16 protein-coding genes are annotated in these 18733 nt (G+C 64.8%); 3 read left to right on the top strand and 13 right to left on the bottom strand.

All coding sequences use genetic code 11. The features are described from left to right. Positions 1-74: 74 nt before the first annotated feature. The 3 genes from AC0IYS_RS13390 to AC0IYS_RS13400 all read left to right on the top strand — a co-directional run bounded on the left by AC0IYS_RS13390 (position 75) and on the right by AC0IYS_RS13400 (position 2581). Positions 75-653 (top strand): class I SAM-dependent methyltransferase, encoded by a 579-nt coding sequence (locus AC0IYS_RS13390; RefSeq protein WP_471705608.1) that lies wholly within the window; start codon positions 75-77, stop codon positions 651-653. A gap of 632 nt (positions 654-1285) precedes the next feature. Further along, the gene (locus AC0IYS_RS13395) at positions 1286-1762 is read left to right on the top strand and encodes a hypothetical protein (RefSeq protein WP_471705609.1); all 477 of its coding nucleotides are present in this window, start codon (positions 1286-1288) and stop codon (positions 1760-1762) included. A gap of 312 nt (positions 1763-2074) precedes the next feature. Further along, complete coding sequence (locus tag AC0IYS_RS13400) at positions 2075-2581, top strand: lysozyme inhibitor LprI family protein (protein ID WP_471705610.1); 507 nt, start codon at positions 2075-2077, stop codon at positions 2579-2581. 108 nt (positions 2582-2689) lie between these two features. On the opposite strand, the gene AC0IYS_RS13405 is transcribed toward AC0IYS_RS13400, so the two are convergent. The 13 genes from AC0IYS_RS13405 to AC0IYS_RS13465 form a co-directional block, all read right to left on the bottom strand. Further along, on the bottom strand, positions 2690-3700 hold the full coding sequence (locus tag AC0IYS_RS13405; RefSeq protein ID WP_471705611.1) for a DUF4892 domain-containing protein: 1011 nt from the start codon (positions 3698-3700) through the stop codon (positions 2690-2692). A 94-nt stretch (positions 3701-3794) separates the two neighbouring features. Continuing rightward, positions 3795-4712 carry a diguanylate cyclase domain-containing protein gene (locus AC0IYS_RS13410; RefSeq protein WP_471705612.1) on the bottom strand — a complete coding sequence of 306 codons (918 nt, stop codon included), beginning with the start codon at positions 4710-4712 and terminating at the stop codon, positions 3795-3797. After that, positions 4709-9277 (bottom strand): response regulator, encoded by a 4569-nt coding sequence (locus AC0IYS_RS13415; protein WP_471705613.1) that lies wholly within the window; start codon positions 9275-9277, stop codon positions 4709-4711. Before AC0IYS_RS13415 ends, AC0IYS_RS13410 begins: the two co-directional genes overlap by 4 nt. Positions 9278-9338: 61 nt before the next feature. Continuing rightward, positions 9339-9911, bottom strand: coding sequence for a prepilin-type N-terminal cleavage/methylation domain-containing protein (locus AC0IYS_RS13420; RefSeq protein WP_471705614.1), 573 nt, complete (start codon positions 9909-9911; stop codon positions 9339-9341). A gap of 53 nt (positions 9912-9964) precedes the next feature. Further along, complete coding sequence (locus AC0IYS_RS13425; RefSeq protein WP_471705615.1) at positions 9965-10723, bottom strand: hypothetical protein; 759 nt, start codon at positions 10721-10723, stop codon at positions 9965-9967. Then, on the bottom strand, positions 10720-11493 hold the full coding sequence (locus AC0IYS_RS13430) for an ABC transporter permease (RefSeq protein WP_471705616.1): 774 nt from the start codon (positions 11491-11493) through the stop codon (positions 10720-10722). Before AC0IYS_RS13430 ends, AC0IYS_RS13425 begins: the two co-directional genes overlap by 4 nt. Further along, positions 11490-12197, bottom strand: coding sequence for a type II secretion system protein (locus AC0IYS_RS13435; RefSeq protein WP_471705617.1), 708 nt, complete (start codon positions 12195-12197; stop codon positions 11490-11492). Before AC0IYS_RS13435 ends, AC0IYS_RS13430 begins: the two co-directional genes overlap by 4 nt. Before the next feature lie 40 nt (positions 12198-12237). Then, a complete protein-coding gene (locus tag AC0IYS_RS13440; protein WP_471705618.1) occupies positions 12238-12993 on the bottom strand; it encodes a hypothetical protein in 756 nt (251 codons plus the stop codon). Further along, positions 12983-13534 carry a hypothetical protein gene (locus AC0IYS_RS13445; RefSeq protein ID WP_471705619.1) on the bottom strand — a complete coding sequence of 184 codons (552 nt, stop codon included), beginning with the start codon at positions 13532-13534 and terminating at the stop codon, positions 12983-12985. Before AC0IYS_RS13445 ends, AC0IYS_RS13440 begins: the two co-directional genes overlap by 11 nt. Beyond that, positions 13531-14223, bottom strand: coding sequence for a hypothetical protein (locus tag AC0IYS_RS13450; RefSeq protein WP_471705620.1), 693 nt, complete (start codon positions 14221-14223; stop codon positions 13531-13533). Before AC0IYS_RS13450 ends, AC0IYS_RS13445 begins: the two co-directional genes overlap by 4 nt. Continuing rightward, the gene (locus tag AC0IYS_RS13455; protein WP_471705621.1) at positions 14220-15803 is read right to left on the bottom strand and encodes a hypothetical protein; all 1584 of its coding nucleotides are present in this window, start codon (positions 15801-15803) and stop codon (positions 14220-14222) included. The genes AC0IYS_RS13450 and AC0IYS_RS13455 overlap by 4 nt, the downstream gene beginning before the upstream one ends. Before the next feature lie 7 nt (positions 15804-15810). After that, a complete protein-coding gene (locus AC0IYS_RS13460; RefSeq protein WP_471705622.1) occupies positions 15811-17013 on the bottom strand; it encodes a type II secretion system F family protein in 1203 nt (400 codons plus the stop codon). Continuing rightward, on the bottom strand, positions 17013-18719 hold the full coding sequence (locus tag AC0IYS_RS13465) for a GspE/PulE family protein (protein ID WP_471705623.1): 1707 nt from the start codon (positions 18717-18719) through the stop codon (positions 17013-17015). The genes AC0IYS_RS13460 and AC0IYS_RS13465 overlap by 1 nt, the downstream gene beginning before the upstream one ends. Positions 18720-18733: the final 14 nt, after the last annotated feature.

The following is an 18733-nucleotide window of genomic DNA, read 5'->3' on the forward strand; positions in this document are numbered from 1 at the left end:
CAGCGTAGTTCACCGCCAGCTAGCGGCCACAAGCTGCCGCTCAGTCAGCGCATACTTGACGAGGAGAGTCATTAATGGAAGGCTCACATAGAAGCTGGGAGGCAATTGCGGAAGAGTTCATTGCCGCCCGTTCCGATATCGGTAGCGATGTGGTCAGGCAGTGGGCTAAAGGTCTGAGGCCTGGCAGTGAAGTGGTCGATATTGGTTGCGGGTCGGGCGCACCGGTTTCTCAAATATTAGTCGAAGCGGGCTTTATGGTCTTCGGAATTGATGCGTCGCCAACGCTGCTAGCGACGTTCCACCGTCGCTTTCCCGAAGCCCCGGCAACCTGCGAGACGGTACAGAGTAGCAATTTTTTTGGCCGAAATTTTGACGGTGCAGTTGCCGTGGGGCTTATGTTTCTACTTTCCGAACAAGACCAACGGAAATTGATTGAAAAGGTCGGACGAGCGCTTCGGCCGAGTGGCCGCTTTCTGTTTAGCGCGCCTCGTGCGCGATGTGATTGGAGCGACCTCCAAACTGGTCAGCCGTCATTATCGCTAGGGGCGGTTGAGTACCAACGACAGTTGGCTTGTGCGGGAATGCATCTCGAACATACGCACGTTGATGATGGGGGCAACCATTATTTTGACGCCGTGCTGCTGGCTATGTAATTCAAAGTGTTGGGAAAATGGTCCTCCTTCGAAAAAAAGCGGTTCGGAATTTTATAAGTTAATTTTTTTTAAAATCATAAAAATTTAAATGTATTCAAAGAAAAAACTATTTTCTGTTCTCCTGACGGTGTCATGAGCGGCTCCCGGTTTTTCTCAAAATCAAGTTCCTGAGCAATTGAAAAAATTTGCAGATGTCAATGATGAGACCTGCGCGCAGGTGTTCCTCAATTCGTTAGCGACCCCACCTACGAGGTCGCATTGAAGGGGCATCCGATCAGTGTCGAGAAAATTTGCCTATGTTCCAGGAAAAGCATTCTTGAGGATGAGACATTGAAGAAGCAATTTTCAGGGAAAGAGGAAGAGGTATTGCAACGGCTAAAGTTCGGCAATCTGCAACCATATCTGTTATTACGCTCCACCCAGTCGGCTTTTCAGTGCGTTGCTGAAGAGATTGATAGGTCGTTAAGGCATGTAAAACTTGAGTTATGACCGATTGAATCCGCAGCCAACAGCGGACGGTTGACTAATTTCAAGCCCTCGTACAGTCGGCGACCGCACCGTCGCTGATCGCTCCAACTTGAGTTACCCCAGCGCTCGAACTACGGCCTTTATAAACTTTCTCGGACATGGCAATGACAAATATCACAATTCGTTTTCCTAGACCAGTTGCCATCTTTTTCCTATTGGCTGGTTTGCCGGTTTTTGTTTTCCTAACATTAGTGGCTGTTTGGATGACACTATCGCTACATACTCTCGCCGGGAAGTTCCCCATTTGGGGCTTAGTCGCTGCCTACGTTATTTTTCCTGCGACGGTGGTGCTTAGTTGTGCATCTGTACTTTTTATTTTCCGCTATGGCAGAGAAACCCTATTCACAACCTTTCGTTTCATTGAGCGGGGCATTAATGTTGAAAATAGCCGCTATCGCTCTCTTATTATCCTGTGGAGCGACATTGATTCCGCCACATACAGTCGATCGCTAAAAATTATAGTTTTGCGGTCAAGGAAACTAGCGACTCCAATAGCAATTAGTCAATGGGCAAATTTTCCAGAGGCTGTTCGGTTAATTAAACAAAAAATTGGGCTGAGATGGGTGGAGAAATGGCTCTAATCGAGTCGCAAAGTGGTTGACCTTTCGGCGACGTCGGAAATCTTCTTGGGGCGTGATCGCTCACATTGAGAATTGGTGGTTTTGCAACTGAGTAAGTTGATATGCTAGGTCCGATGGCCGCGTGGGAGATGTCGCTCATGCTCCGCCACAGGATGTCATGCATAGTCGTCGGGAGTGACTGTGCGTCTGGATATGCTTCTTATATCGATGCTTGGTTTTATAAATCAAATGATGCACTTTCCAATCTACCGGCCTCCCTCCAGTTTCGAGGAAAGAGTTTATTGTGGCAACAAAGCCGGCTAAGGATTTAACATGATGGGTCCTGTGATGACGCGGTACTATTTACTCGTCTTGCTCGTGGGCCTGCCGCTATTTGCGCTGGCAAAGCCGGTCGACTGCACGGACAAGCCCGAATGCTGGCCGGAGGGTAGCGCAATGCAGATGGGGCTGCTGCTGAATCAAAAGCTGGAAAAGGCCGACAAGCAGATGGCGGCGAAGCACGCTGAACTCGTGAGCTTGGTTGTCGCGTCCTCCAGCCATTCCGCGCCCGTCGACGAGCGACTGATTAAGGCGCTGACATCACAACAAGCGGCCTGGGCACTGTATCGTCATGAAGAGTGCGAGCTGATCGGCTCCCTGACCGGTGCGGGCGGCCGTTGGCCTTCGACTTGGGCAGAACAATGTGTTGTCAACCATACCGAACTTCGGCTGCGGCGTATACGGTCGGCCATCGCGTGCATTCAGGAGATCCCCCAAGACCAACGATTTTCTGAACAAAATCGCTGCCTTCAGCAACTCGCGCCGTTGACGAATCGTTAGCTGGAGTCAGCCATGGATGCGCTGCGGGTAATGCATGCATGGCGGATTACGCGCTTTGCGCTAATCCGCCCTACGTGTCTCCACGGTGTTCAGACTGTGCTCGGCGGCTTACTGTTTTACCAGCTCGACGCGGCGGTTCTTTTCGCGGCCGGCGTCGGCGTCATTGGAGGCTACCGGCGAGTACGAGGCGACGCCTTTGGCGCTGAGGCGCTTGGCGTCGATGTTGTAGTCCGCCGCCAAGGCCTTGACCACCGAGTCGGCCCGCTTTTGCGACAGGTCGACGTTGTGCGCCAACCCTCCCTGGTTGTCGGTGTGGCCGACCACGTACACCTTCAGCTTGGGATCCTGCTGCAATAGCTTGGCCATTTCGGCCAGCGCTGCTTTCGATTCGGCTTTCACCTCGGCCTTGTCGGTGTCGAAGTAGACGCCGTACACCGCGACCTTGCCTTCGGCTGCGATGCCTTTGGCCATGTCGGCCGCGTTCAGGTTGGCCGAGACCTTGCCGCCCTCCATGGCCTTGGCTTCGACGATCTCCAGATACACGCCGCCGTTCTTGTCCTGCACCGGCGAGACCACGTACACGCCGACGTGGACCAGGGAGCCGTCCGGCCGCGTGCCCTTGGCCACCAGGTAGCGGCTGTCGTTGCGGCCGTTGAACGGTGACCAGTTCGCTTCGCCGCCTTTGATGAAGTTGTCGCCGACCCGGTTGTCGAGGAAGTATTCGCCGAAGTTGCCGCCGCAGGCTTCCTTGATGCAGGTGAACAGCACCTTCAGGCCGGCCTTGTCGAGCGCTGCCTGGTAGTTGCGCATCACTTCCAGCGACGATCGCTCTTTCGGATAGTTGTAGGCGATGCGGGTGTACTTGCCTTCGAGCTGGAGCGCGCTCTCGAACGCGGCCTTGCCGTCCTTGTTGGCGAGACGCTTGCCCGCCGGGAGCAGCACTTCGTCGAATTCCTTGAGGCCGTAACCGACCAGCTTCGATCCTTCAAAGCGCGACAGCAAAGGGTGGTCCTTGGCGCCCTTGACCGTGTCCTGCGCCGGCATCTGGCCGTGGGCGAAGGGTGCGAGACCGGCGATGCCGGTGATTAGCGTGAAGGCGAGAAGTCGAGGCGTGCGCACGTGGGTCCCTTGTCAAGAATGAATGATCAGTCCGATTCTAGGGGCGAATTGCAATAAGATCAATATATCGATCCTACCGTGCGGCACGTCATGCTCAGTCCGCGAAGTAGCGGTTGCGGCCGGCCTGCTTGGCGACGTACAGGCGGGCGTCGGCGGCGCGCACCACGGCGATGGAGTCCTGGCTGTCGAGCGGCGGCATCGCCGTCGCCAGGCCCATGCTGATCGATACATAGGGTGCCGTCGGCGAGGCCGCGTGCGCCAGGTTGAGCCTGCGCACCTCGTCAAGGATGCGGCTGGCGACCACCTGCGTGCCCTCGGGGCCTTCCTGCGGCAGCAGCAGGATGAACTCCTCGCCGCCGTAGCGGGCCAGCAAATCCTGCGGGCGCGAGGCGCATCCCTTCATCGCCGCGCTGATTTGCTGCAGGCAGGCGTCGCCGGCCTGGTGGCCGTAGTGGTCGTTGTAGAGCTTGAAGTGGTCGATGTCGATCATGATCACCGACAGCGGCAGGCCGGCGCGGGCGCAGCGGCGCCATTCGGCGTCGATGGTGTCGTTGAAGTGGCGGCGGTTGGCCACGCCGGTCAGGCCGTCGGTCAGGCTCAGCTCGCGCATGGCATCGGCCTGGCGCTTGATGGTCAGCTGGCTGCGCACGCGCGCGCGCACCACGGCGATGTTGAACGGTTTGCTGATGAAGTCGACCGCGCCGGCTTCCAACGCGCGGGTCTCGTCTTCTGGCTGGCTGAGGGCGGTGACGAAGATGATCGGGATGTCCTGCAGACGGGGCGAGGCGCGCAGCGCGCCGCAGACGGCGTAGCCGTCCATGCCGGGCATGACGGCGTCGAGCAGGATCAGGTCGGGTTGCTGGGCCAGCGCGATGTCGAGCGCCTTTTCGCCGTCGAGGGCGAACAGCACTTCCTGTTCGTCGCGCAGCGCATGGTGCAGGATCTGGATGTTCTCCATGGCGTCGTCCACCACGAGTATGCGTCCATTCCTGGCCAGATCGGTCCAACTCATGCACTTTCCTTTCGCTGCAACATAATGTCCACCAGTTTAGCCGCAGTGCTGAAATCGAGTGTGTCAACTGCTTCCGCCAGGGCGACCGCTTGCGCCGTCGCTGGCAGGGCGGGCCGCAGCTCCCGGAAGTGCTCCAAAGCTTTCAAGTTGTTATTCTGAAGCAAACCTTGAAGCTCCGCCAGCTTTTGCGGTAAATTGGACGCATCGGTGTTGCCTCTGGGCATATCGGGGTCCGCCGCCGCCATGCCGCGCACGGACGCGGTGACCACGCCGAGCGCCGTTGCCAGCTGCTCGAGCGCGGTGTCGAGTGCGCCATCGCTGGCCTCGTTTCCGTGGTGCAGGGCGTTTTCGGCGACAGAACTCAGTCGGGAGACGTCGCCCGCGCCCAGGTTGGAGGCCACGCCGCGCAGCCGGTGCAGCGCCTGCGCTGCCTGCTGGCGCCGTCCGTCCGCCAGCAGCGCGCGCACCTCGTCCACTGTGCCGCCCTGGGATTGCTCGAAGCGGCGCAGCAGCGCGTCCAGGGCGCTGCGGTCGCCGCCCAGGCGTGCCAGCGCGGCGTCGACGTCGATGCCGGGCAGGGCGGTGGCGGGCGCTCCGGCGGCCGTGGCCGGCGCCGGGAGCGCCTCGGCCGGGGACCGGGGCGCCGTGGCGGCCGGGACCGGCGGCGCCGAGCGCACCACCCCGGTCAGCACGGCGATCAGGTCTTCGACGTCGATCGGCTTGGCGACGTGGGCGTCCATGCCGGCAGCCCGGGCGCGGCGGCGGTCGTCCTCCATGACGTTGGCGGTCATCGCCACAACCGGCAACGTCAGGCCGGCCGCGCGCAACGCCGCCGTGGCGTCATAGCCGTTGAGCACCGGCATCTGCACATCCATCAGCACCACGTCATAGCGCGCCGGTTCGGCCGTCAGCAGGTCCACCGCCAGTTGGCCGTTGGCGCGCACGTCCACGGTGGCGCCGGCGTGCAGCAGGATGTATTGCGCCACTTCCTGGTTGATCTCGTTGTCCTCGACCAGCAGGATGCGCATGCCGGCCAGCCGGCCATGCAGCGGTGAGACCGGCGCCGCCGCGTCGCCGTCCTCGCCGTCGCCGCCGTCGGCAGTGCCGCCGGCCATCAGCGTGGCGACGCGTTCGAGCAGCCGCGCCGGGGTGACCGGCTTGGACAGGATGCCGGCCAGTCCCAGGCTGCCGGCGTGCTGGGCCTCGGCCGCCGCCAGGTGCTCGGTGACCATCATCAGCACCGGCGGCAGCGGCAGCGCCATGCTGGCGTGGATGTTTTGCAGCAGCGCCGGCCCGTCCATGCCGGGCATGTCGCGGTCAAGCAGCAACAGGTCGTAGGGGTGTCCCGATTGATGGCTCTCGTGCAGCATGGCCAGCGCCGCCTGGGCGTCGGCGGCGACCGCGGCGCGCCAGCCCAGGTGGGCGCAGGCCTGTTGCAGCGCGGCGCGCACGCTGGCGCTGTCGTCGACGATCAGCAGCGACAACGCGGCGGCCGCCGGCGGGATGGCCGGCGCCGCCGGCGCGGCCAGGCATTCGAACGGGCAGGCGAACAGGAACTCGGCGCCGTGGCCGGCCTCGCTGCGCACCTCGATCGCGCCGCCCATCATGTCGGCCAGCTGGCGGCAGATCGCCAGCCCCAGCCCAACGCCGCCGAACTTGCGGCTGGTGCTGCTGTCGGCCTGCGAGAAGGCGTCGAAAATGTGGGCCTGCTGCTCGGCGGGAATGCCGACGCCGGTGTCGCGCACGCGGAACTCGATGAGCAGCGCGCGCTCGTCCGGGCGCGCCGTGGCGGCCCGCCGCACCGACAGCACCACCTCGCCCTCGGCGGTGAACTTGACGGCGTTGCTCAGCAGATTGAGCAGCACCTGTTGCAGCCGCATCGGGTCGCCCGCCAGTTCGTTGGGCAGGCTCGGGTCGATGTCGAACACCAGTTCGACGCCCTTGTCGGAGGCGCTGCCGCTGATGAGCACGCTGATGCTGTCGAGGATCTGTTCGAGCTGGAAGTTCGCGTGCTCGAGCGCGAGCTGGCCGGCCTCGACCCGCGAGAAGTCGAGCACGTCGTTCACCAGGCTCAGCAGTGAGTGCGTGGCCAGCTGGATCTTGTCCAGGTAGCCGCGCTCGCGCGGCCCCAGCCCGGCCTCCTGTAACAGCCGCGCCAGGCCGATGATGGCGTTCATCGGCGTGCGGATCTCGTGGCTCATATTGGCCAGGAACTCGCTCTTGGCGCGGCTGGCGGCCTCGGCGCGGTCGCGCGCCTGCACCAGTTCGACGTTCAATTCCTGCAGGTGCAGTTCGGTCTCCTTCAGTTCGGTCACATCCGACACCAGCACGAAGAAACCGCGCACCTCGCCGTACTGGCCGACGTCGGGAATGTAGTTGACCCAGGTGTGGCTCAGCTGGCCGGACGGCCAGGCCAGCTCGCTGGCGAAGCCCTGCGGCTCGCCGTTGAGCGCGGCCTGCACGTACGGCGCGTTGTCGGCGTATTGCCGCTCGCCGAGCACGTCGGCCATGCGCGCGCCCATCATTTGCTCGGGGCTCATCTGGTGCCACTCGAGGAAGTAGCGGTTGGCGAAGCGGCAGCACAGGCCGGCGTCCCAGTAGGCCACCATGCCCGGCAGGTTGTCGGTCACGGTGCGCACGAATTGTTCGCTCTCGCCCAGGCGCTCGACGGTGGCGCGCAGCGCCTCCTTGGCCTGCTTGCGCTCGGTGATGTCGAGCGCGATGCCCAGCACGTGGGTGGCCACGCCGTGTTCGTCGCGCAGCGCCACCTTGCGGGTGGTCAGGTAGCGCGTCTGGCCGGCGCTGTTGGTGATCGGCTCCTCGGCGATCTCGGTGATCTCGCCGGGGTTCGAGGCCAGCACGCCGCGGTCGCCAATGGCGTAGAGCTCGGCCTGCTCGGCCGGCACGAAATCGTAGTCGTTCTTGCCGATCAGCGGCTCGCCACTGGTGTGGCCGAGCAACAGGGCGCCGTAGCGGTTGAACATGTCGTAGCGCAGGTCGGCGGCGCGCTTGAGGAAGATCATCGCCGGCATGTGCTCGACGACCGAGCTGAACAGCTGGCGCGACTGCAGCAGCTCGGCGGCGACGCGCTTCTGGTCGGTCACGTCCAGCAGCAGGCTGGTGATGGCGCTGACCTTGCCGTCCTGGTCGAACTGCGGGTAGTAGCTCAGCACCCAGTGCGACAGCTGTGTGGGGTTGGCCGCCGTGTAGCCGGAGCGCTCGATGCCGGTCAGCGGCCGGCCCGTGTCGAGCACGGTGCGGTAATCGGCCAGCACTCCTTGCCGCACGCCGGTGTCGGTGATCATGTCGCTGAGGTGGCGGCCAAGATGCGCCACCACTTTTTGGCCGTTCAACGCGGCCATGTAGTCGTTGATGCGGATCACCCGCAATTCGCTGTCGACGTAGCTCAGGCCTACCGGCGCGGTGGCGTACAGGGTTTCGAGCTGGGCGCGCGATTTTTCCAGCTGCGCGGTGCGCTCGTCGACCAGCTTTTCCAGCTCGTGGCGGTGGGCCCGCAGGTCGCCCTCGAGCGCGTGGAAGGCGTCGGCGACCGCCTGGGCCTCGCGAAAACTCATCGGTTGCAGCGTGAACGGCGCGCCGCTGGCGAGCGCCTCGGCCGGGCCGACCAGGTCGCGCACCGAGCGCGCGATGCGCCCGCCGACCATCCATGCCAGCGAAAAGCCGGCCAGCAGCACCAGGCCCATCGCCAGCGAGATGGTGGTGACGGCGCGCAGCAATTCCTCCAGCGCCTTGGCCTGCGGCGTGGCGATGGCGACGGTGGCGCCGCTGGCGGGCGAGCGGCTATAGCTGAGATAGACCGGCGTGCCCTCGGTGTCCTCGGTCACCAGCAGCGCGTCGGACGCTTGCAGCAGGCGGGCGCGCAAGGCGGCGTCGGCCGGCTGTCCCAGCACCTGGCGCGGCCCACCGGCCTGGGCCACGATGGTGCCATCGCCGTCGTACAGGATCATCGACTGGTACGGCTTGATCTTCTCGTCGCGCAGGATGGCCGACAGCCGGTCCGGCTTGAGCAGCACGGTCATGGCGTAGGCCACGTGGGTGTCGATGAAGACCGGCACGTCGACCGCCAACAAGGCGCTGCCGGCCACGTAGATGATCGACAACTGCGGGCGGGCGGTGTGGAACAGCGGCATCAGCCGCTTGCTGTTGTTGACCTGGTTGAAGGTTTCCGGCAGCGGCGCGCCGACGTGCATGGCCACGCCGCCGGTTTCGTCGCTCAATAAGATTTGCGACGCGGGAAACTGCGGCCCCAGCAGGCCGCCGGCCTGGACCCGCAGCGCGCCCTTGTCGATTTCGCGGATGCTGGGCGAGGTCGCCAGCGCCATGGCCGCGCCCTCGCTCTGGATCAGGTCGCGGTCGATGGCGGCCGCCACCATGCGCGCCGCCTGGCGCGTGTCCTCCATCAGGGTGGCGCGTTCGCGGCTGTAGAACTGCCGCACCACGGCGCCGAAACCGACCGCCGCCGGCAACGCGCACGCCAACACCAGCAGTGCGATTTGCGCGCGGATCGACGGCAGGGGGGAACTGGGTTTGTCTGGCGCTGGCACGTGGAGGGCTCCCGGTGACCGGTGGATCAGGCTGGCAGGAGCATAGTAACCCGGCTTGACGTTAGAAGAACAACGCCGTGCGCTGGATCACGCTGCCGTCGTTGGTATATGGCCCGGTCGCGCGCACCGAGCCGGTGTTGAACTTGCCGTCATCGAGCTTGCTGTCGACCTGCTCGGCGAACGAATCGGGCAGATTGTCGAGCCGCACGCCGTTGCCGCCGCGCCCGCCGACCACGTCGTTGTAGATATAGACCGCGCCGCCCTGGGCGCTGGTCATGAAGTCGGTGGTGCCGTTGAACGAGCCGGTGATGAAGCCCGACAGCGCCAAATGCTGCGGCGCCAGCTGGTATTCGGCGATCTGGCCGTCGCCGTTGCCGTTGCCGGTGGCGCCGGGCGCATGGCTGGTGCCTTGCACGTCGTCGCCCGGCAGCGCGCGGAACTTGTCCTGGTAGGCGTTGACGGCCGCCGTCAGCGACGTCGATTGCTGGATGATATTCTTGACGCGGGCGCTGTCGATCAAGCCCTGTCCCTTCAGCACGCCGCCCAGCAGCAGACCGATGATGACGAGCACGATGGCGATTTCAACCAGGGTAAAGCCGCGTTGGCGCAACAGGGTCGGGGGGGGCGTACGCATGGGGTGTTTCCTTTCTTGGGTGTTGCTATGTGGATGCTATATTACAGCAAGGTTTATGGCTTGGGACCGCCGTCCCGCCGGTTCGTACCGTTTGATCGATCCAGTGGATGATTCAGTTGATCGAGCCGGTCCGATAAAAACTTCAGCTCGTGCGGATCGGTGATCAAACCGTCCCGCAACAGGCCGCCGATCAGCGCGCGGGCGCTGTCGAGCTCATTCATGTCTTCCAGGATGAACACTTCCATTTCACGCGCCCACGCGGGCACTTGCGGGCCGGTCGCGCGCAGCCGGATCGCCTGTGCGTAGCGGCGCGCCAGCGGCAAGTCGTGCAGCCGGTGCCTGGCGACCAGCGCCGCGTGCGCCATCCATGGCCAACGCCGGTTCGGGTCCTCGGCGAAACGGGCATAAACGAAGTCGAGCATGACGCGCGCGCGCGCCGGATCGGCCACCGCGCCGTACACCTCGCTGGCCGCCAGCAGCGGATATTGGCCGCGCGGATCGAGTTCCAGCACGCGTTGCAGCCACAGCGCCACCTTGCCGTAGTCGAGGTCGCGCCAGGCGATGCTCATGCCGGCCTGCTCGTCGAAACCCTGCACGTATAGCATCGTCAGTTTCGACAGCGCCACCGGCTCGCCGAGCGCCGCCAGCCGCAGCGCCGCCAGCGCCGGCGCCGGCGGCAAATCCCTGGCCCGCGCGCGCGGCGGCGTTGCGCCGGCCTGCCATAGTATTTGCAGCACCAGGGTCAGCGCCAGCAGCGCCAGGACCGCGCGCGGCACCGCGCCCACCGGCTTGACCTGTGCGCGCATGCTCATATCTGCTTGCGGTACAAATCGAACAACCCGGCGGCCGCCATCAGCGCCACGTAAATGACGGTTTGCGCGGCGATGGCCACCAGCTCGGCGGCGCCGCCGTCGTGGTAGACCAGCCAGTCGCTGCGGGTGAAGCGGTCCAGGTGCGGCAGCAGCAGCGCCAGGGCGTCGAGGGCGGCGCCCAGCGCTTGTTGGCCGGCGCTGTGCGCGGCGCCGGCGCCGTGGCCGAGCAATTGCAGCGTGCCGACGGCGCGCGCCAGCACATAAAAAGCGAAGGCGGCGGCCAGCGCCGGCAGCACCTGGTTCAGGGTCAGCATGCACAGCAGGCTGAAGGCGGCGACGATCCAGCATTCGCACAGCAGCGACACGGCCCACAGCGCCGCCTGCGCCGGCGGCGCGAAAAACAGCGCCAGCGCGCCGAACAGCGCGGCCGGCAGCACCGCCAGCGCGGCGAAGCCGGCCAGCTTGCCTAGCAAATACACGGCGCGCGGCAGCGGCAGCGCCATCAGCAGTTCCAGTCCCTTGTCGTTGGCTTCGCGCACCATGCTGGTAACGACAAAAGTGGCGATCAAGAACACCGCCGCCAGCCGCAGCACCGCGCCAAGCAGCGCCGCCTGCAGTTGCCGGCTCTCGGTTAGCGCCAGTTCATTCAGGAAGCCGCTGACGCCGACCGCGCCCAGCGCCATGACGAGCAGCAACCACAGCAGCCGGTTGCGCAGCGCTTCGAGCAGGGTGTAGCGGGCGATGGTGAGGGCGGCCAGGGTGCGCATCATGGCAACTTTTGCGCCGCCACCATGCGGTTGTACAGGATGTTGGGCGAGATCCAGGTGACGATGTCGTCGAACTCGCCGCCGGCGCCGCGCGGGTCGGTGCTGGCCGGACGGCTGATCAGCGCCACGCCGCCGCTTTGCAGGTTGGTTTTTTCGTCGACGTTGTTGTTGCCGGCGTCGAGGATGCGGGTGTTTTGGTCGCTGGTGCCGCCGTAACCGTTGCGGCCGAACGACATGATCGCGGCCGGAATATCGTCGACGTCGGTGGCGGGCACGAGGTCGCCGCCGCCGGCGTTGCGCGTGGCGATGGTGATGTCGCGCCTGGTCAGGAGCGTGAAAAAGGCGATGCTGTCGGCGAACGCCGGCGTGACGCTGTAGGCCAGCACGCGGCCCCAGCCGTCGAGCCGGCCCACGCCCAGGGTTGCCCACGGCAGGTAGCCGAAGCGTTTGTTGCAGACCGCGCCGGCGCGGTCCTCGCGGCCGTCGGTGGCCGAGATGGCCGGGCAGGGCAGGTAGCCGTTGCGCAAGGAAAAGCCCAACAGCGCCTCCTTGGCCTCGTCCATGGCGCGTACCGTCTCGCTCACGCGGCGCTGTTCCAGTTGCGACGACAGCGGCGCCACCAGACCGCCGATCATCAGGCCGACGACCAGCAGGACGATGGCGATTTCGACGATGGTAAAACCGGCTTGTCGGTGGCGTGAATGCATGTAAGGATAAGAAATCATGTTGGTCGATTCGGGGGCGCGCTCAGCGTTTGGGCGTGGTGGAGGCGCGCACGCGCTTGCGTATCAGCGGCAGCGGTATCCAGCTGACCTCGTTGCTGAAGCTGCCGCCGATGCTGCGCGGCTCGCCGGTGGCGGCGCGCGCCATGAACTCGCGCACGGCCACTTCGTTGGCCTGCTCGTCGAGGTTGTCCGTGACGCCGCTCAGTTGCGGGATGCCGTCGACGCTGACGCCCAGATGCTTGCCGCTGGAGTAGATGACCGCCGGCGAGCAGCGGTCGTCGACGCGGCAATTGGCCGTGCCAACGCGGTAAAACACGGCGCCGTCGTCGGTGCGGTCGAACACGGTCTTGTCCGCCTCCACAGGCTCGTCGAGATTGCCGTTGGCGAAGTCGCGTGAGACGCTGTAGCGCAGCAGCTTGTTCCAGCCGTCGCCCGGCACCAGGCCCAGGGTTATCCACGGCAAAAAGCCGGTGCAATCGGCGTCGCTGGTGCAGGGGCGTGGACTTTCGCGGCCGTCGGTGGCCGACAGCGCCGGGCGCGGCAGGCGCCGGTGCACGATGGCATAGCCCAGCAGCGCCTCGCGCGCCTGCGCCAGCGACTCGCGCGTGAGCGCCTGGGGACGCAACTCGCCGGATGGCGGACTGAATAAACTCATCAACAACGACGCCGCGCCCAGCCCCAGCACCACCAGCAACAGCAGCAACGCGGCGCCACGCTGGCGACGCGGCAAGGCCGGACGGCGGCGCCGCCGCAAGGGCTGAAGGCGTTCACGGTTCATTGACATCCTTGACGCGGCCATCGGCCAGGTCGTAGCGCTGGCCGGGCCGCAGCAGGATTTTTCTGCCGGAGGGCAGGGTGACCGTCAGCGCCTTGTTGTGACGGTTGCTGAATTGGTTCTGCGGACCGCTCTGCGGCGTGTTGTTCAGCCAAACCGTGCTGCGCCCGCTGCTGCTGCGGACGACACCGTTCATCTCCAGCTGCGCCGGCGCGGGCGGCGCCGGCGGCGCGGCGCCATCGATGCCGGCCGCCGTGCCGGGCTTGGCCAGTCCCGGCTGCACGCCGTCGGGGCCGGAAGGGGGCGCCGTGTTGGGTTCCCTGGGCGGCGGAGCGTCCGGCCGGGTCGGCGCTTGCGCCTGCGCGCCGACGCCGTCCTTGACCACTTTGCCGCGACTGGCCTCCAGTACCGAGCGCTCGGCGGGCGTATTGAACAAGCGCCCCGGTGTGGCGTAAGCGCCGTGACACGCGGTCGATAAAATCAGTGCGGCGGCCAGCGCATGCCAACGCGCGCCGTAGTGCTCGCCCATATTGGCGCTCGTCATGCCTTGCCCTTCTTGCGCTCAACAGCAGGCGCCACTTTCGGCGCCGGCGCCATCGTAATCCAGTTCAGCGTGCAATCCGCCCCCAAGGTCGGTCCGGCCACCGCCCCGGCCTCCCCGGCCGCCACTGCCAGACGCTTGATCGAACAATCCTGCACCGCAAAGAAACCGCGCTCGCGCAAATCCCCCAGGAAATCGAACAAATCCATTTCGTGCAACAACTCCATGTGCAAGCGCATGCGGCTGCCTTGCAACTGGTACTCGCCCAGATCGAGCGCCGACTCCAGCCTGACCGGCTGTTGCGGATCGATCTCATAGCTCAGCGGCAGCAACCTGCGCTGTTCCTGGGTCTGCCGGATCGCGTCGACCCACTCCAGGCGCTTCTCTTCGCCGATCAGCCCGCGCTCGCGCAACTCGATATAGCGCTGCTGGAAGTTGCGGATGTCGCGCTTCTCGTTGTCCACATGCGCATAGCGCGAATAGGCGGCGTCGCGCACGCGCTGCACCCGTTGCAGCTCGGCTTCGGCGTCCTGCTGGCGCCAGCCGGTGACGAGCACGCAGGTCATGCCGATCGTCACGGCGGCGACGGCGGTCAGCACGGACGTGCGGATCAGATCGAACTCGTTGATCCAGTAGGGCAGCGCGACCTTGGCGCGCGCCGGCTTTTTGCCGGTGACGGGATGAGTGCTCATGGCTGCCACACGAGGTTCAGGGAGAATTTGGCGCGCGTCTCGACCGCCTGCACGCCGGCCTTGCCATTGAGCTTGACGGAGGAGCGCGTGTCGAGCGGCGGCTTGTCGACCTCGACGATCAGGCGCGGATGGCTGGCGAGCTGCTGCGCGAACAGGTTCATCGTATTGACGGCGTTGCGGTAGTCGTCCTGGTCGGTCATGATTTCCGCCTCCAGCAGCAGCGCCTGCGGCGGCCGCCCGGGTATGCCCGCCAGCAGCGACGACATGGGCGCCACCTGGCCGGCGCCGCCCATGTCGGCCGCGCCGGCCTGGCCGCTGACGTGCGTGGCCGGCAGATTGACCTTCCAGTCCAGCTGCAACAGCCGGACCTGCGGCGCCTGTTCGAGCGCGGCGCTGACGATGCCCATCAATTGTTCCGGCCCCGGCCCCTGCGTCACCAGCATGCGTTCGACGTTGACGGCCGCGCGCATGTTGGCGGTGGTGGTCACGCGTGGCGGCATCGCTGCCATGACGGCGCTGTAGCGCTGGTCGTACGAGGACGCCTCGGCGGACAGCCGCGCGGTGTCGCTGCGGGCGTCGCCCGATTGCCACAGGTTGATCCCGGCCAGCACCGCGCAGCCCGCCGCCAGCACGCCGCTGAACAGATACAGGTTGACGCGCGCGCGCCACAGCTTGAAGTAGCGTTGCAACGGCCCCAAGGTGTAGTGGCTGGGCGGACGCGTGCGCGCCAGGAAGGCCAGCATCAGCGGATCGGTCAGCGTGAGGGCCATGTCGGCGACGTCGCCGTCGCCGGTTTTGATGCCGAGCCGGTCGCTTACGCCCTCCAGCGGGACGAAGCGGAAAGCCGTCTCGGCGCCTTCCTCGCATTGCGCTTCCAATGCGGGAATGGCGGCGGCGGGGGCGATCACCGCCGTCTCCAGCACATTGCCGCGCGCCATCAGCCGCACGCTGGTCAGGAATTGCTGGGTCTTGCCGGTCTCGGTGCCGATGTTGACGGCGTCGCCGTCGCGGTCGATGGCAGGCGTCAGCCGCGAGAATTTCAGCTGGCCGTTCTGGAAGTAGCTCTGGCGCCAGCCGGCCGATTGCTGTGTCACCAGCAGCAGGTGCTCGTCGCGCATGGCCAGCTTGCGCACCAGCGCCTCGCTCAGCAAGGTGGTCGAGTACAGCCCGGCCAGCGGTATTTTCAGTTGCTCGAGCGCCTCGGCCCACGGCTGCACCGACGACGGGTTGGTCAGCGCCGACAGCAGCACGATGTCGTCGCGCCGGCCCAATGCCTCGCGGCCCTGCACCTCGTGGTGGCGGAATGGCGTCTCGCGGTATTGCTGCAGCAGGCGCCGCTGCATCAGCTTGGCGCCGGCCCGGCCACCCACGTGCGGCACGTGGATGCGCTGGAAATCCTCCTCGATCAGGTCGGCCAGCAGGTAGACCGGCGCGTGGTTGCCATGGTCGATGTAGTCCATGAAATCGTCGACGCCGGCGCGGTCGTTGTTGAAGCGCACGCCGCCCGTCAGGCGGCCGTTGCGCCACTGGTAGGCGTGCAGCTGTTCGCTGCTGAGATAGAGTAGGTGTTTGCTCGTCACGGCAGCCTCAGGTTCTGATCTTGCTGATCGTGTCGTAAATCGGACCCATCACCGACAGCATGATCCAGCCGACCATCACGCCGAGGATCACGGTCATGGCCGGCTCTATCATCGCCTGCACCTTCTCGATCATCTCCTTGACTTCGCGGTTGTAGAAGTAGCTGACGTTGCGCAGCGCGCCGTCGAGCGCGCCGGTGGTCTCGCCGACCTTGAGCATGCGGATCACCAGCGGCGGGAAAATGCCGGTGTGCTGGAACGCCGCCGTGATGCCCTGGCCCTCGGAGATCAGCTGGCCGGCGCGGCGCAGGCCGGCCGCGACCACGCGGTTGCCGACGATGCCTTCGGACAGGCGGATGCATTCGAGGATGGTGATGCCGGAGCCGTACATCATCGCGAAGAAGGTCGCGAAGCGGGCCAGGATGATCTTGTGCAGCACCGGGCCGATCATCCAGACGCGCAGCTTGAAGCCGTCGGCGGCGTAGCGCGCCTGCTCGCTGCGCGCCAGCCAGGCGCGGCCGACGAAGAAGGCGATCAGCGGCACCGCCACCAGCACGTACCAGTAATCGATGAAGATGTTGGAGACGAAAATCAGCGCCTTGGTGTGCAGCGGCAGGGTGTTGCCCATGTTTTTGACGAAGGACGTCAGCTGCGGCACCAGGTAGATCATCAGGAAGAAGGTGACGGCGGTGACGAACACGCCCACGGCGGCGGGGTACATGACGATTTTCTTGGTCTGCGAGGCCAGCTCGTCCTGCCACTTCAGGCTTTCGGACAGGTTCTTGAAGACCTCGGCCAGCTTGCCGCTTTGCTCGCCTGCGGTGATCAGGCTGGTGAAGGTGAGGTCGAACACCTCCGGATAGGCGGCCAGGGCGGCCGACAATTGCTGGCCGCCCTCGATGTTTTCGATCAGGCCGGTGATCATTTCGCGGAAGCGCGGATGGTCGATGCTCTCGCGCAGATCGTTCAAGCCTTCGAGGATGGGCACGCCGGCGCCGGTCAGCTGCTCCATGTGGAAGCAGAAGTTGATCAGGTCGCGGCGGGTGATGACGCGTTTCAGCGCCACGACCTTGGCGCGCGAGACGCGGCAATCGATCAGGTCCAGCCCCATGCGGTGCAGGCGCAGCTCCAGGTCCGGCTCGTTGGCGGCGTCCATGTTGCCGGGCGAGATCTGGCCGCCGGCGTCCATCGCGCGGTAGAAGTATTGGGGCATCAGTTGGCCAGCCTTTCGGTGAGGTCCACTACGCGTCCAACTTCTTCCAATGTGGTCACGCCTTCGAGCACGCGGCGCACGCCGTCGTCGATCAGGCTGTGGAAGCCGCTGTTGGCGGCCGCCGTCTTCAGCTCGCGCGAGGAGGCGCGGCGCGCCACCATTTCGTCGAGCGCCGGCGTCATCTTCAGCAGTTCGATGATGGCGATGCGGCCCTTGTAGCCCTGGTGCGCGCAATGGTCGCAGCCGACCGCGCGGTACAAGGTTTGCGGACCGGCCGTCTCCGGCAGTCCCAGCAGGCGCCGTTCGACATCGTCGGCGATGTGCGGCTCGCGGCAGGCGGTGCACAGCTTGCGCACCAGGCGCTGGGCGATGATGCCGATGATGTTGCCGGCCATGATGTCGGGCACGACGCCGATGTCGAGCAGGCGCGGGATCGAGCCGATCGCCGAGTTGGTGTGCAGGGTCGAATAGACCTGGTGGCCGGTCATGGCCGCCGAGAAGGCCATCTCGGCGGTTTCCTTGTCGCGGATCTCGCCGACCAGGATGATGTCCGGGTCTTGCCGCATCATCGAGCGGATGCCCTCGGCAAAGCCCATCTTGGCCGATTCGTTGACCGACGTCTGGCGGATCATGTTCATCGGATATTCGACCGGGTCTTCCAGCGTCATGATGTTGACGCTCTCGGTATTGATGTGGTTCAGGATCGAATACAGGGTGGTGGTCTTGCCGGAACCGGTCGGGCCGGTCACCAGGATCACGCCGTCGGGGCGGGCGATCATCAGCTTCAGCAGGCTCAGTTCGGCCTCGCCCAAGCCCAGGCCGTCGAGCGGCACCAGGCCCTTTTGACGGTCGAGCACGCGCAGCACGAAGTTCTCGCCGTGCGTGGTCGGCTGGGCCGAGGCGCGGAAGTCGATCTGCCGGCCCGAGAATTTAATCGAGATGCGGCCGTCCTGCGGCGCGCGCGTCTCGGCGATGTTCATGTTCGACATGACTTTAAGGCGCACGGCCATCGCCGGCCAGTATGATTTGTGCAGGCTGCGGATCTGGCGCAGGATGCCGTCGATGCGGTAGCGGATGCGCAGGAACGATTGCTCCGGCTCGAAGTGGATGTCGGAGGCGCTGTTTTGCACGGCGTCGGCCAGGATGGCGTCCATCAGGCGCACCATCGGCTGGCTGTACTCGTCGGAGGTGGTGCCCAGGCTGGCGTAATTCACCTCGCCCGTTTCGATTTCGTGCAGGATGCCGTCGATCGACAGCTCGAAGCCGTAGTACTGGTCGATGGCGCGCGAGATGTCCGATTCGTTCACCAGCAGCGGGCTGATGGTGATGCCTTTGACCAGCATGGCGCTGATCTGGTCGAGCGCGACGATGTTGCTGGTGTCGGACATGGCCAGGATCAGGTTGTCGGTCTGGCGCTCGTAGACGATCGGGAACACGCGGTAGCGCTTGGCCACTTCCTTGGGGATCAGCTTAAGGGCGATGGCGTCGACCACCAGACTGGTGAGGTCGGCGCTTTGCTGGTTCAGGTTTTCCGACAGCGCCATGCGCACCGTGGCCTCGGTGACGAAGCCCAGCGTGATCAACAGTTTCCCCAGCGGCTCGTTGCTGCGTTTTTGCTCGATCAGCGCGATGCGCAGCTGGTCTTCGCTGATGACGCCTTTTTGGATCAGCAGTTTGCCGAGCGGGAGTTTTGCGTGTTCTGCCATCGATAGTGGTGGGT

The organism is Duganella sp. AC237, from assembly GCF_979254035.1.

What these genes read in the sequence shown, in the direction of transcription:
- AC0IYS_RS13390 (WP_471705608.1), top strand. Translation starts at nt 75, where the DNA reads ATGGAAGGCTCACATAGAAGCTGGGAGGCAATTGCGGAAGAGTTCATT.
- AC0IYS_RS13395 (WP_471705609.1), top strand. Translation starts at nt 1,286, where the DNA reads ATGACAAATATCACAATTCGTTTTCCTAGACCAGTTGCCATCTTTTTC.
- AC0IYS_RS13400 (WP_471705610.1), top strand. Translation starts at nt 2,075, where the DNA reads ATGATGGGTCCTGTGATGACGCGGTACTATTTACTCGTCTTGCTCGTG.
- AC0IYS_RS13410 (WP_471705612.1), bottom strand. Translation starts at nt 4,712, where the DNA reads ATGAGTTGGACCGATCTGGCCAGGAATGGACGCATACTCGTGGTGGAC.
- AC0IYS_RS13420 (WP_471705614.1), bottom strand. Translation starts at nt 9,911, where the DNA reads ATGCGTACGCCCCCCCCGACCCTGTTGCGCCAACGCGGCTTTACCCTG.
- AC0IYS_RS13425 (WP_471705615.1), bottom strand. Translation starts at nt 10,723, where the DNA reads ATGAGCATGCGCGCACAGGTCAAGCCGGTGGGCGCGGTGCCGCGCGCG.
- AC0IYS_RS13430 (WP_471705616.1), bottom strand. Translation starts at nt 11,493, where the DNA reads ATGATGCGCACCCTGGCCGCCCTCACCATCGCCCGCTACACCCTGCTC.
- AC0IYS_RS13435 (WP_471705617.1), bottom strand. Translation starts at nt 12,197, where the DNA reads ATGCATTCACGCCACCGACAAGCCGGTTTTACCATCGTCGAAATCGCC.
- AC0IYS_RS13440 (WP_471705618.1), bottom strand. Translation starts at nt 12,993, where the DNA reads ATGAACCGTGAACGCCTTCAGCCCTTGCGGCGGCGCCGCCGTCCGGCC.
- AC0IYS_RS13445 (WP_471705619.1), bottom strand. Translation starts at nt 13,534, where the DNA reads ATGACGAGCGCCAATATGGGCGAGCACTACGGCGCGCGTTGGCATGCG.
- AC0IYS_RS13450 (WP_471705620.1), bottom strand. Translation starts at nt 14,223, where the DNA reads ATGAGCACTCATCCCGTCACCGGCAAAAAGCCGGCGCGCGCCAAGGTC.
- AC0IYS_RS13460 (WP_471705622.1), bottom strand. Translation starts at nt 17,013, where the DNA reads ATGCCCCAATACTTCTACCGCGCGATGGACGCCGGCGGCCAGATCTCG.
- AC0IYS_RS13465 (WP_471705623.1), bottom strand. Translation starts at nt 18,719, where the DNA reads ATGGCAGAACACGCAAAACTCCCGCTCGGCAAACTGCTGATCCAAAAA.